The 12,307-nt window shown below is 62.9% G+C and carries 10 protein-coding genes and 1 pseudogene; 8 read left to right on the forward strand and 3 right to left on the reverse strand.

Going from position 1 to position 12,307, the window contains the following annotated elements; all coding sequences use genetic code 11:
- Positions 1 to 266 (forward strand): annotated as a pseudogene (locus M727_RS0131655) (hypothetical protein); the annotation flags it as partial.
- Between the two features lie 42 nt (positions 267 to 308).
- Here the strand turns inward: M727_RS0131655 and M727_RS0131660 are convergent.
- Positions 309 to 1,568, reverse strand: a complete 1,260-nt coding sequence (locus M727_RS0131660) for a ubiquinone biosynthesis hydroxylase (protein ID WP_027155913.1) — start codon at positions 1,566 to 1,568, stop codon at positions 309 to 311.
- Positions 1,569 to 1,726: 158 nt separating this feature from the next.
- On the opposite strand from M727_RS0131660, the gene tesB reads away from it, so the two are divergent.
- The 6 genes from tesB to M727_RS0131690 all read left to right on the forward strand — a co-directional run bounded on the left by tesB (position 1,727) and on the right by M727_RS0131690 (position 9,747).
- Positions 1,727 to 2,602 carry an acyl-CoA thioesterase II gene (gene tesB / locus M727_RS0131665; protein ID WP_027155914.1) on the forward strand — a complete coding sequence of 292 codons (876 nt, stop codon included), beginning with the start codon at positions 1,727 to 1,729 and terminating at the stop codon, positions 2,600 to 2,602.
- Between the two features lie 220 nt (positions 2,603 to 2,822).
- Complete coding sequence (locus M727_RS0131670; protein WP_023800571.1) at positions 2,823 to 3,161, forward strand: P-II family nitrogen regulator; 339 nt, start codon at positions 2,823 to 2,825, stop codon at positions 3,159 to 3,161.
- Between the two features lie 31 nt (positions 3,162 to 3,192).
- Entirely contained in the window at positions 3,193 to 4,620 is a 1,428-nt protein-coding gene (locus M727_RS0131675; protein WP_027155915.1) for an ammonium transporter, read from the forward strand.
- A 563-nt stretch (positions 4,621 to 5,183) separates the two neighbouring features.
- The gene (locus M727_RS0131680; RefSeq protein WP_027155916.1) at positions 5,184 to 7,820 is read left to right on the forward strand and encodes a DNA translocase FtsK; all 2,637 of its coding nucleotides are present in this window, start codon (positions 5,184 to 5,186) and stop codon (positions 7,818 to 7,820) included.
- A 165-nt stretch (positions 7,821 to 7,985) separates the two neighbouring features.
- Positions 7,986 to 8,669 (forward strand): outer membrane lipoprotein carrier protein LolA, encoded by a 684-nt coding sequence (locus M727_RS0131685; protein WP_027155917.1) that lies wholly within the window; start codon positions 7,986 to 7,988, stop codon positions 8,667 to 8,669.
- A gap of 271 nt (positions 8,670 to 8,940) precedes the next feature.
- Entirely contained in the window at positions 8,941 to 9,747 is an 807-nt protein-coding gene (locus M727_RS0131690) for an exodeoxyribonuclease III (RefSeq protein ID WP_027155918.1), read from the forward strand.
- Between the two features lie 278 nt (positions 9,748 to 10,025).
- On the opposite strand, the gene M727_RS0131695 is transcribed toward M727_RS0131690, so the two are convergent.
- The gene (locus tag M727_RS0131695) at positions 10,026 to 10,481 is read right to left on the reverse strand and encodes a cyclic nucleotide-binding domain-containing protein (RefSeq protein ID WP_023800566.1); all 456 of its coding nucleotides are present in this window, start codon (positions 10,479 to 10,481) and stop codon (positions 10,026 to 10,028) included.
- Between the two features lie 233 nt (positions 10,482 to 10,714).
- Positions 10,715 to 11,398 carry a response regulator transcription factor gene (locus tag M727_RS0131700; protein ID WP_027155919.1) on the reverse strand — a complete coding sequence of 228 codons (684 nt, stop codon included), beginning with the start codon at positions 11,396 to 11,398 and terminating at the stop codon, positions 10,715 to 10,717.
- A gap of 84 nt (positions 11,399 to 11,482) precedes the next feature.
- Here M727_RS0131700 and M727_RS0131705 point away from each other — a divergent pair, with 84 nt between their 5' ends.
- Positions 11,483 to 12,079, forward strand: coding sequence for a L,D-transpeptidase (locus M727_RS0131705; protein WP_027155920.1), 597 nt, complete (start codon positions 11,483 to 11,485; stop codon positions 12,077 to 12,079).
- The last annotated feature ends 228 nt before the right edge of the window (positions 12,080 to 12,307 follow it).

Below are 12,307 nucleotides of genomic sequence, written 5' to 3' on the forward strand. Positions count from 1 at the left end.
TTCGGTCGGTGATTTCGGAGATTGCGGACGACAAGAAGACCGATGAGGCCGTGGTCTACGCCAAATGGGCGGCGTCACAGATCGACGATGCCACGATCGTCATCGACAAACTGGCGCCGTTTCTGCGCGAACGTCTGGATGTGACTGAGCGAAACGATTTGCTGCAGATGGTGAACCGCGCGGCGCAGGCTGGTGAGCAACCCCTAAAAATATCCGACCAGAGGATACTGCGGCTGCGTCAGAAACTCGGCTTCGAGGTCAACTAAGGGTGTGCTTGTATTCAGGTTATCCCGGCCTGTCAGACGGGTTCAGATCGCCTCGCCCTTGAGCAGTTTCGGCGTGTCGCCGGACAGACCGGACGCCTGGCGGATGAAGAAATCCTTCAGCCGCGGCATGCGTTCGACGAGACCGAGGCCGATGTCGCGGACGGCGCGTAGCGGGCCGATGTCGTTGGAAAACAGCCGGTTCAGGACATCGGTGGTGATGCCCATCTGCAGCGTATCGAAACGCCGCCACTGCTGGTAGCGTTCGAGCACATCGAGCGCGCCGACATCCTGGCCGAGCCGGTCGGCCTCGACCACCACTTCGGCCAACGCCGCGACATCCTTAAAACCGAGATTGAGGCCCTGACCGGCGATCGGGTGGATGCCGTGGGCGGCGTCGCCGGCGAGCGCAATGCGCGGCGCGACGAAATCGCGGGCGATGGTCAGGCCGAGCGGCCAGGCGCGCGGCCTGTCGGCGACGCGAATTTCGCCGAGCTTCAGGCCAAACCGCTGTTCCAGTTCGTGCTCGAAGACGAGGTCGTCGCCGTCGACCAGTTTTTCGGCATCTTCCGACCGCTCGACCCAGACGATCGACGAGCGGTGGGTGCCGTCCTTGTCCGACTTGAGCGGCAGCGTGGCGAACGGGCCGGCTGGCAGAAAATGCTCTTCGGCGCGGCCATTATGCGGCCGATCATGCGCGACGGTGCAGACGATGCCGGACTGGCCGTAGTCCCATTTCACCGTCTTGATGCCGGCCATGTCGCGCAGCTTCGAGTTGACGCCGTCGGCGGCGATCAGCAGCCGCGCCTTCAGCGTCGCGCCGTCGGCAAGATGCACGGTGATGCCGGCACCGTTGACGTCGAAGGCACTGACGGCGACGCCTTCGATGATGTCGATGCCGAGTGTTTCAGCGCGCCGGCGCAAGGCGCCGTTTAAATCCCTGTTGGCGACCATATGCGCAAACGCTTCGCCAGGCGCGACCTCGCCATCGAACGTGAGAAACACCGGGCGCAGCGGATCGGAAGCGCGCGAATCGGTGACGATCATCTCGGTGATCGCCTGCGCCTCGGGGGCGATTTCGGCCCAGACGCCGAGTTGGTCGAGCATGCGGCAAGCGGCAGCGGCGATCGCCGAGGCGCGGCCGTCCTTTTGCCAGATGCCGGCGGGCGCGGCGTCGACGACAGCGACCGCCAGGCTCGGTCGTGCCTGTTTCAGCGATACGGCGGCGGCAAGGCCGACATAGCCGGCGCCGGCGACCAGAATGTCGAGCGCGGTTCGGTTTTTTGCATCCGCCTTGTCGACCATGGCAAATTCCTTTCCGGCCAAATTCCTTTCCGGCCTTGACTGCCCGTCATTCCTGTCGGAAACCGCCATAACACTTTTGCGGCTTCTGAAGCTCGCTTCGAGTGAAATATCGAAATTAAGGCGAACTTCGGAATCAAAACGACACGAGGGCGCGAAACATGACGGCGGCCATGGACGAGCTTCTCGGCATTCTCGACCTCGAGCAGCTGGAACACAACCTGTACCGTGGTCGCAGCCCCAAACTCGACTGGCAGCGTGTCTTCGGCGGCCAGACCATCGCCCAGGCGCTGGTCGCCGCCCAGCGAACGGTCGAGCCCGAACGCCACGTCCATTCGCTGCACGGCTATTTCATGCGGCCGGGCGACACCAAGGTGCCGATCATCTACCAGGTCGACCGTATCCGCGACGGCGGCTCCTTCACCACGCGGCGCGTCGTGGCGGTCCAGCACGGCCAGGCGATCTTTTCGCTGGAAGCCTCGTTCCAGCAGGACGAGGTCGGTCTCGAGCACCAGGTCCCGATGCCGCTGGACGTGCCGGCGCCCGACACATTGCTGTCGCAGCGCGAATTGATCGGCAAGTTCGGCGCGGCCGTGCCCGACGGCATCAGGCGTTACTGGGAGCGTGACCGGCCGATCGAGATGAAGCCGGTGATGCTGGAGCATTACACCAGCCGGGAGAAGCTGGAGCCGAAACAGAACATCTGGATCCGCACGACCGGCCCGGTTCCGGGCGATCGCGCCGCGCAGGCGGCCGTGCTTGCCTATCTTTCCGACATGACGCTGCTCGATACCTCGACCTTTGCGCATGGCCGCGCCATCTTCGATAGCGACATCCAGGCGGCGAGCCTCGATCACGCGATGTGGTTCCATCGCAGCCATCCACTCGACGACTGGATGCTCTACACGCAGGACAGCCCGTCGACGCAAGGGTCGCGGGGGTTCACGCGCGGGTCGCTGTTTGCCCGCGACGGCACGTTGATCGCCTCGGTTGCCCAGGAAGGCCTGATCAGGCTGAAGCGGCCGCCCGCGGAATAGGCAATTCTGCAAAATTGCCTATTTTTTAATCAGCTGCGCTGCCGCGACTATGAACAGTCAGACGACAAACCTTCCCCAAGTCGTTATTTAACAGCAGCTTAACGCCCTGCTTCGGCAACTGGCACGGAGCTTGAATCCTAGCGGGCACTCTCCGGCTCTCATGGGGGATCGGCGAAGTCGTGCAAACGCGGGGACCCGCAACAGTAAAGGGTGAAACCTTATGAAAATCGTGATGGCAATCATCAAGCCGTTCAAGCTTGACGAGGTGCGCGAAGCGCTCACCGCAGTCGGCATCCAGGGCCTGACCGTCACCGAAGTCAAAGGCTACGGGCGTCAGAAGGGACACACGGAAATCTATCGCGGGGCGGAATACGCGGTCAGCTTCCTGCCGAAGATCAAGATCGAAGTCGCGGTCGGCCTGGACATGGTCGACAAGGCCGTCGAAGCCATCACTGCGGCGGCCAAGACCGGTCAGATCGGCGACGGCAAGATCTTCGTTTTCGGCATCGACCAGGCGGTGCGCATTCGCACCGGCGAAACAGACACCGACGCGCTTTGAGCTGCGGAAACGTATTCCAATGGAGAGTTCAATGAATATTCCTTCTACTTTGAAGTCGGCGGCGCGCACCGCGCTGCTGGGCTCACTCGCTATCGCAGCGCTGGGCACGGTCGCCGCATTCGCGCAGGAAGCGGCGCCGGCCGCTCCGGCCGCGCCAGCAGCGCCGGCCTTTACCGTCGACAAGGGCGACACGACGTGGATGATGATCTCCACCATCCTGGTGCTGCTGATGACCATTCCCGGCCTTGCCCTTTTCTACGGCGGCCTGGTTCGGGCCAAGAATATGCTGTCGGTGCTGATGCAGGTCTTCACCATCACCAGCGTGGTCATGATCGTCTGGGTTTTCTACGGCTACAGCCTTGCCTTCACCCCCGGCAACGCCTTCGTCGGCGGCCTTTCCAAGATGTTTCTCGCCGGCGTCGACGTGACGACGGTGTCGGAAACTTTTACCAAGGGCGTCGCCATTCCTGAACTGGTGTTCGTCATCTTCCAGATGAGCTTCGCCTGCATCACGCCTGCCCTGATCGTCGGCGCCTTCGCCGAACGGGTCAAGTTTTCGGCCGTGATCCTTTTCACCATCCTGTGGGTCACATTCGTCTACTTCCCGATCGCGCATATGGTCTGGTTCTGGGGCGGCCCGAGCGCTTACAGCGACCCGTCGGGGCTCATCTTCAGCTTCGGCGCCATCGACTTCGCCGGCGGCACCGTCGTTCACATCAATGCGGGCATCGCCGGCCTTGTCGGCGCTCTGATGATCGGCAAGCGCATCGGCTACAACAAGGACGTCATGGCGCCGCATTCGATGACACTGACCATGGTCGGCGCGTCGCTGCTGTGGGTCGGCTGGTTCGGCTTCAACGCCGGTTCGAACCTCGAAGCCAACGCCTATGCGGTGCTGGCCATGGTCAACACCTTCGTCGCCACAGCGGCGGCGGCAGTGACCTGGATCGTGCTCGAAACGCTGCTGCGCGGCAAAGCCTCCATGCTTGGCGCGGTTTCCGGCGCTGTTACCGGCCTTGTCGCCGTCACGCCCGCCGCCGGCTTTGGCGGACCGATGGGCGTCATCGTGCTCGGCATCGTCGCCAGCTGCGTCTGCTACTTCTTCGTCTCGGTCGTGAAGAACAAGTTCGGCTACGACGACAGCCTCGATGTCTTCGGCATCCACTGCGTCGGCGGCATCATCGGCGCGCTCGGCACCGGCATCCTGGTCAATCCCGCCCTCGGCGGCGCCGGCATCGTCGATTATTCGACGGCCGACTTCGCCGCCGGCTATGCCGGCACGGCGACCCAGTTGTGGTCGCAGTTCAAGGGTGTCCTGGTAACCGTCCTGTGGTCGGGTATCGGCAGCGCCATCCTGTACAAAATCGTCGATATGATCGTAGGCCTGCGCCCGACAGCCGATGCAGAGCGCGAAGGGCTCGACCTCACCGCGCATGGCGAAGCGGCCTATCATCCGTAAGCCTTGCCACCCGTAAGTCTTGTCTGGGGCGGCCCCGGCCGCCCAACACCTTCCCTCCCGTCGTGACGCTCCCGAAAAGGGCTCACGCATTGAGGCCCGGACCGGTTCCGGGCCTCTTTTTCTCGTGCAACGCCGCGCCGGTGGCAGTCCTGGCTCGGTCACAATCGCTTGATCAGGCGCTTGATCGACCTTGGGCGATGCCGAGTTCTGCGTAAACGTGCAGGCGCTCGGCGGCGCCAACTAGCGCATGATCCCGAACGCATGACCCCGAACTTGGGTTCGGAAAGGATCATGCTCCAATAAAATTCGTGTTGGAGCGGCCGCCCAAAAGGACGCGCGGGCGCGACAAGGTCCCGGCGGTCAGGTTGAGGCCTGATCGACCTGCCGATCCAAATGACGGCGGGCCAGCGTGCCCGCCATTTGTGTGACCGGTTTCCACTCGGGGAGCGCCGGCACGCACCCATGGTTAATGCGGCCTTAACCTTCCCGCCGATAGTCTGGCATCCGAATCTGCCGGAGTGCGTCATGCGTCCGGCCAGTCCATGACAGACGGGGAACGACGAATGCGTTCAGGGGCTTCAGCACCGCTTGCGCTGGCCGATACGGGGCACGGCATCCAGGCGTTCGCGCGGCGTCAGGTCGGCCGGCTGCTCGGCGCCGGCCTGTTTGCGCTGGTCGCCTTCGGCGTCGCCAGCCTCGCCACCTGGAACGTCGCCGACCCAAGCTTCTCCCACGCCACCGACAACATCGTCACCAACGCCATGGGCTATGTGGGCGCTGTCTTCTCCGACCTGGCCATGCAGTTCTTCGGCCTTGCTGCGGTCGCGGCGCTGGTCCCGGCGGTGGTCTGGGGATTTCTGCTGTTTTCGGCGCGCGGCATCGACAGGCTGCCGAAGCGCGGGCTCGCCTGGTTCGGCTACGCGGTGCTTGCCGCGGCCATGGCCGGCTGCGTGGTGCCGCCCAAGACCTGGCCGTTGCCGACCGGTCTCGGCGGCGTGTTCGGCGACATGGTGCTCAAGATCCCCGGCCTCGTCGTCGGCGGCTATCCGACCGGTCTCATCGCCAGCGTGCTCGCCGTGCTTCTGGCCGCGCCGGCACTGTGGCTGTTTGCCTACGGCTCGGCGCTGATTGCACGCAAGAACGGTTTCGCCGTCTTGGAGCAACCGGCCGCAGCCGATCCGAGGGACCAGGACGATCTGCTTTTCGACAATGACGAGGATGAGGGCGACGAGGGCATTCTGGCGCTAGGCGCGATCACGCATTGGTGGCTGTCGTTGCGGGCCTACCTCCGCCGCCGCGCCGCCCGCCGCCGCGAGCGCGACGATTTCGAACCGGAGCCGCGCGCCAGCGCCTGGCGGCGCGCTGCCGAACGGGTCGAATCGGCCGAATTCGCCGAATCGCGGATGAGTGCCGATGGCCGCGCCCGCGTCGAGCCGGAATTCTTCGCCGCCATGGTCAACGACCGGAGCGCCTCGCTCGACGACGCCGATGTTTTCGACGATGACGATGACATGGATTTTGCACCGGAGCCCGCGCGCAGCGCTGCGCCCAATGCGAAGGTGCAGCCGTTCCGCTCCGATGCCGCCACCCGCGTCGCGGCGCCGGCGCCGCGGCCGGTTCCCGGCGCGCGCGTCCAGCGCGAAGCGCAGTCCTCGCTGATCGGCTCCGAACAATTCGAAATGCCGTCGCTGCATTTCCTGTCCGAGCCGAAGAACGTCGTGCGCGACGCCAGCCTGTCCAAGGACGCGCTCGAGCAGAATGCCCGCCTCCTCGAAGGCGTGCTGGAGGATTTCGGCGTCAAGGGCGAGATCATCCATGTCCGCCCCGGCCCGGTCGTCACGCTCTATGAGCTGGAACCGGCGCCCGGCATCAAATCGTCGCGGGTCATCGGCCTGTCCGACGACATCGCCCGATCGATGAGCGCGATCGCCTGCCGCGTTGCCGTGGTGCCGGGCCGCAACGCCATTGGCATCGAGCTGCCGAACGCCAAGCGCGAGACCGTCTATCTCAGGGAAATCATGGCCAGCCGCGATTTCGAGACCGCCAAGGCCAAGCTGGCGCTGGCGCTCGGCAAGACCATCAATGGCGAGGCGGTCATCGTCGACATCGCCAAGATGCCGCACGTGCTGGTCGCCGGCACCACCGGCTCGGGCAAGTCGGTCGCCATCAACACCATGATCCTGTCGCTGCTCTACCGACTGACGCCACAGGACTGCCGGCTGATCATGATCGACCCGAAAATGCTCGAGCTCTCGGTCTATGACGGCATCCCGCATCTTCTGACGCCTGTCGTCACCGATCCGAAGAAGGCGGTGGTGGCGCTGAAATGGACCGTGCGCGAGATGGAGGACCGCTACCGCAAAATGTCCAAGGTCGGCGTCCGCAACATCGACGGTTTCAACGCGCGGGTGCAACAGGCCGAGAAGAAGGGCGAAAAAATCTCGCGCACCGTGCAGACCGGCTTCGACCGCCAGACCGGCGAAGCGGTCTATGAGACGGAAAACCTCGATCTCGAGCCAATGCCTTACATCGTCGTCATCATCGACGAGATGGCCGATTTGATGATGGTCGCCGGCAAGGACATCGAAGGCGCGGTGCAGCGCCTGGCGCAGATGGCGCGCGCCGCCGGCATCCACGTCATCATGGCGACGCAGCGGCCGTCGGTCGACGTCATCACCGGCACGATCAAGGCCAACTTCCCGACCCGCATCTCCTTCCAGGTGACGTCGAAGATCGACAGCCGCACCATTCTGGGCGAGCAGGGCGCCGAACAGCTGCTCGGCATGGGCGACATGCTCTACATGGCCGGCGGCGGCCGCATCCAGCGCGTTCACGGTCCCTTCGTTTCCGATGACGAGGTCGAGAAGATCGTCGCGCATCTGAAGCTGCAGGGCGTGCCGGAATATCTCGATGCCATAACCGAGGATGACGACGAGGACGACGACGAGCCGTCGGGCAAGGGTGGCTCGGGCAGTGGCGGCGGCAATTTCGAGGATTCCGATGATCCCTACGACCAGGCGGTTGCGGTGGTGCTGCGTGACGGCAAGGCCTCGACCAGCTACATCCAGCGCCGGCTCGGCATCGGCTACAACCGCGCCGCCTCGATCATCGAGAAGATGGAGAAGGAAGGCATTGTCGGCCCGGCCAACCATGCCGGAAAACGCGAAATTCTGGTGCCGACGGAGGACGACAAGTTCTGATCTGCTCGCCAAGCCGACAGGATTTTCGCGGCTGCAACCTGACGGCAGCAACTTTGAACCTTCTGGCGCGTTTGCAACGACCAAGCGCTGTTCGGCCGCCAAACTTAAGCCCAACTGGGGGGCCAAACACTGCGACAACAGATGAACCAGACGAGAGTAACCGGCATGAAAAACTCTTCTTTCGCCACGATCAGCGATTTTGCCCCGACCCGCCGCCAACTGCTTGGCCTCGGTCTGGTGCTGGCAGGTGCCGCGGCCATCAATGTCGTGCCCGGGGTCCAGTTGCTGGCGTCGGCGCAAGCGGCGGTGCCAGCCACCGCGCAGAAGATCGCCGACCATTTTTCCTCGGTCAAATCGATGGCCGGCGAATTCGTGCAGTTCGGACCCAAGGGCGAGCAGACCGGCGGCAAGTTCTTTCTGGAACGGCCGGGCAAGATACGCTTCAACTATGATGGGACGTCGAATTTCCGGGTGATTTCCGACGGCAAGTCGGTGGTCATCCTCAACAAGCGGCTGAAAACGTCCGATCTTTACCCATTGTCGAAAACGCCGCTCAAGCTGCTGCTCGACACCAGGATCGACCTCTCCGGCGGCCGCGTCAAAAGCGTCAAGGAAGAGAACGACGTCACCACCATCCAACTCGCCGACAAATCGGTGTTCGGCAGTTCGAAGATCACCATGATGTTCGATCCGAAAACCTACGAATTGCGCCAGTGGACGATCACCGACGCGCAAGGCAAGGACACGACGGTGATGATCTTCAACGTCAGGGAAGGCGTAAGCTTCGCCCCCGACACCTTTGCCATCGACTACACGGCCAACCGCGAACTGAACACCAAGTCGCGGTAGGATCCGCTGTTATTCAGGTGAGGCCGGCCCGCGAATGGCGGTTTCCTGCGCTTCCGGTGCTCACGTACTTTAAGTACGCTCCGCTCCGGTTCTCGGAACCCACCATTCTCGACTCGGCCTGGCCTGAATCTCAGCGAATCCTGGTGCCAGCCCGGGCCGCGCTTCGAGCGCGGCCGGCTTGTTTTTGCGATGCGCGGCTGGCAGTAGTTTCCGGGATTGACTTTCCGTCGGACCCATCTGGCGGACCTTGCGCTGTCCCGGAATCCCAAACATGCCCTTTTCGATCGCGACCTGGAACATCAATTCCGTCCGCCTGCGCATGCCGCTCGTCGAACGCCTGCTTGTCGAACAGGCACCGGACGTGCTCTGCCTGCAGGAAACCAAAGTTCCGGACGAACTGTTTCCTGAGAAGGCGTTTCGCAAGCTCGGCTATCAGCACATCGCCTTCCACGGCCAGAAGGGCTATCACGGCGTGGCGACGGTGGCGCGCCGGCCGATCGCGATTGTCGAAAAGCGCCGCTTCTGCGAGATCGAGGACTGCCGACATCTGTCGGTCACCGTGCGGGCCGGCGGCAAGGCGATCCTGCTGCACAATTTCTACGTTCCGGCCGGCGGCGACGAGCCCGACCCCGTTATCAACCGCAAGTTCAAGCACAAGCTGGATTTCGTCGCCGAAATGAACGCCATCCGCGCCGAGCACGACGAAGTGTCCGGCTCGATCCTGGTCGGTGACCTCAACATCGCGCCGCTCGAACACGATGTCTGGTCGCACAAGCAGCTCCTGAAAGTGGTCAGCCATACGCCGGTCGAGACGGAAAATTTCGAGGCGATGCGGCTCGCCGGCGACTGGGTCGACCTGATGCGGCTCAACGTGCCTTACGAGCAGAAGCTCTACACCTGGTGGAGCTATCGCGCGCAGGATTGGCAAGCGTCGGATCGTGGCCGGCGGCTCGACCATGTCTGGTCGTCGCCGAACCTGGTGCCGAGCTTTGCCGGCTACGAGATCCTGCGGCCGGCGCGCGGCTGGCAACGACCGTCGGACCATGTGCCGGTCATAGCGCGGTTCGACCTGGATTAGGTGTATCGATATTCAGATGAGGCCGGCCTGCGAATAACGGTTTCCTGCGCTTCCGGCCTTCGCCGGCCGAAGCACTGATGAGCGGTCGCAGCAGTTAAAGGCTACGGCCGGCGTAGGCCGGTGCTCACGTACCCAAAAGTACGCTCCGCTCCGGTTCTCGGATCCCACCATTCTCGGCTCGGCCTGATCTGAATCTCGACACGCCTCAGCCCCTGCCGCCCCTGATCCGATTGGCTTTCACGGTCTGTTGCGAGAGCGAGTTGCAAAAGCATCCGGTGTCAGTCGTCGAAACGCGGCGCCAGCTTCTCGATGCGGCGGATCATTGCCAGAAAATCCTCGGAGATGCGCTGGTGCAGGTGGACCGCGATATCGGGATATTCCTCCAGGATGCGGTGGAACATCTTGCGGCTGAGCCGCAGCACTTCCGAATCGATCTCGGCGGATGCGCTGGTCAGCCTGTTGGTGTCGGCGATCAGCGCCAGTTCGCTCAGCATCGTACCGGGGCCGGCCGTGCCTATCGGGACGCGGGCGCCATCCTGCTCGCGATACAGCACGATGCGCCCGCTGACCACGATATAGGCGCAATCGGCCTCGTCGTCCTCGCGGTAGAGCTTGTGGTCGGCCTGCAGCCTGGTGGTTTCCGCGCCAAAGGCGAGCAGACGCAGCTGTTCCTCCGTGAAGCTCTCGAAGAGCCTCACGGCGGACAGGATGCGGATGTCGTCATCCAACGCCATCTAGCTGTGTCCCCGAACGGCCAGTCCAATCCCTCCATTGGAGCGCCGAGCGTTCCTTTGGACGCGGCAAAGGACGCTCTAAACGCTTTGAAATCGACGCACCGGGCTTTCCAAAAAACGAATCCGGTTTTTTGGGCCGTTGCGTCAGCGAGCTCGATCCAGAACCACCTCCAGTCTCAGGATCGTACCCGAAAGCGGCGCCTCCCCTAACCGCTGATTGAATGATTAAATGTTTAAGGAACCAGCTTGTAGCCACCACTTTCTGTCACAAGAATTTCTGCGTTGGAAGGATCGCGCTCGATCTTCTGGCGCAGCCGATAGACATGGGTTTCCAACGTGTGCGTGGTGACGCCGGAATTGTAGCCCCACACTTCCTCGAGCAGCACGTCGCGCGTCACCACCTTCTGGTCGGCGCGATAGAGATACTTGATGATCGAGGCTTCCTTTTCGGTCAGCCGCACCTTGGCGCCGCGCTGGTCGATCAGAAGCTTCTGGCTAGGCTTGAAAGTGTAGGGGCCGACCGAAAAGGTGGCGTCTTCGCTCTGCTCATGCTGGCGAAGCTGGGCACGGATGCGGGCCAGGAGAACCGCGAAGCGGAACGGCTTGACCACATAGTCGTTGGCGCCGGCTTCGAGGCCGAGAATCGTGTCGGAATCGGTGTCGTGTCCCGTCAGCATGATGATAGGCGACTTGTAGCCGCCCTTGCGCAGTATCTTCACCGCCTCTCGGCCATCCATGTCGGGGAGGCCGACATCCATGATGAGCAGATCGATGATGCCGCCGCGGGCCGTGGCGATGCCTTTGGCGGCGGTTGATTCCTGCAGGACGTCGAATTCTTCATAGAGAGACAATTGCTCGACGAGCGTGCCGCGCAGGTCGTCATCGTCATCGACGATCAGAATGGTGCGTGAAGTCATGGATCAATCCGTTGTTTTGAAAAGAAAATTCAGTTGACCGCTGCCTGTTTATGCGGAAGCTGACCGGCACAACAGCCGATCACAATGATTTGTTCCGTGGCACGATCATACAAGAAAAAACGCGCGTGCAATGAGGCGAGCGCATTTTTGCGAAAAGGGCTTCGCGTTCTCACCGTGCGCGCCAGGCCCGGCCACCCCAGCCAGGGACTTCTGCAGGCTGGCAAACTGGTGTTTTCCTGTGCGCTGGGGCGCGGCGGCATATCGGCCGGCAAGCGCGAAGGCGATGGCGCCACGCCGCTTGGGTCGATGCGGATACTGTCGGGATATTTCCGTAACGATCATTTTCCCGGCGGCCGCAAAACCCGGCTGGCGATGGCGCCGATCGGTCGCGATCTCGGCTGGTGCGAAGTGCCTGAGGACCGCAACTACAACCGTCCGGTCAAGATCCCCTATGGCGCCAGCCACGAGCGGATGCTGCGCGCCGACCGGCTTTATGACGCCTGCCTGGTGCTCGACTGGAACATTGCGCCGCGTCGCCGCGGACGCGGCAGCGCCATCTTCTTTCATTTGGCCCGCCCCGACTTCACACCGACGCAAGGCTGCGTCGCGGTGACAGCACGCACGATGGCCCGGCTGTTGCCGCTGCTGTCGGACCGCACGGTGATGAGGGTGGTGAGGTAAGGGAGGGCAGTAGGGCAGTAGGGGAATAGGGGAATAGGGGAATAGGGGAATAGGGGAATAGGGGAATAGGGGAATAGGGCAGGAAGAAAGTGTCAGTAGGATTGCGCGGACGCGCCGCTTGCCTTTCGTTTTCCTACTGCCCTACTGCCCTACTGCCCTACTGCCCTACTGCCCTACTGCCCTACTGCCCTACTGCCCTACTGCCCTACTGCCCTACTGCCCTATCCG

Origin of the sequence: Mesorhizobium sp. WSM2561, from assembly GCF_000513915.1 — a bacterium.
In the GTDB taxonomy this organism is placed as follows: domain Bacteria; phylum Pseudomonadota; class Alphaproteobacteria; order Rhizobiales; family Rhizobiaceae; genus Mesorhizobium; species Mesorhizobium muleiense.

Excerpts from the sequence above, each read along its gene's own strand:
- M727_RS0131690 (WP_027155918.1), top strand. The coding sequence starts at position 8,941 with ATGCCCTTTTCGATCGCGACCTGGAACATCAATTCCGTCCGCCTGCGC.
- M727_RS0131705 (WP_027155920.1), top strand. The coding sequence starts at position 11,483 with ATGATTTGTTCCGTGGCACGATCATACAAGAAAAAACGCGCGTGCAAT.
- M727_RS0131700 (WP_027155919.1), bottom strand. The coding sequence starts at position 11,398 with ATGACTTCACGCACCATTCTGATCGTCGATGACGATGACGACCTGCGC.
- tesB (WP_027155914.1), top strand. The coding sequence starts at position 1,727 with ATGACGGCGGCCATGGACGAGCTTCTCGGCATTCTCGACCTCGAGCAG.
- M727_RS0131685 (WP_027155917.1), top strand. The coding sequence starts at position 7,986 with ATGAAAAACTCTTCTTTCGCCACGATCAGCGATTTTGCCCCGACCCGC.
- M727_RS0131675 (WP_027155915.1), top strand. The coding sequence starts at position 3,193 with ATGAATATTCCTTCTACTTTGAAGTCGGCGGCGCGCACCGCGCTGCTG.
- M727_RS0131670 (WP_023800571.1), top strand. The coding sequence starts at position 2,823 with ATGAAAATCGTGATGGCAATCATCAAGCCGTTCAAGCTTGACGAGGTG.
- M727_RS0131660 (WP_027155913.1), bottom strand. The coding sequence starts at position 1,568 with ATGGTCGACAAGGCGGATGCAAAAAACCGAACCGCGCTCGACATTCTG.
- M727_RS0131695 (WP_023800566.1), bottom strand. The coding sequence starts at position 10,481 with ATGGCGTTGGATGACGACATCCGCATCCTGTCCGCCGTGAGGCTCTTC.
- M727_RS0131680 (WP_027155916.1), top strand. The coding sequence starts at position 5,184 with ATGCGTTCAGGGGCTTCAGCACCGCTTGCGCTGGCCGATACGGGGCAC.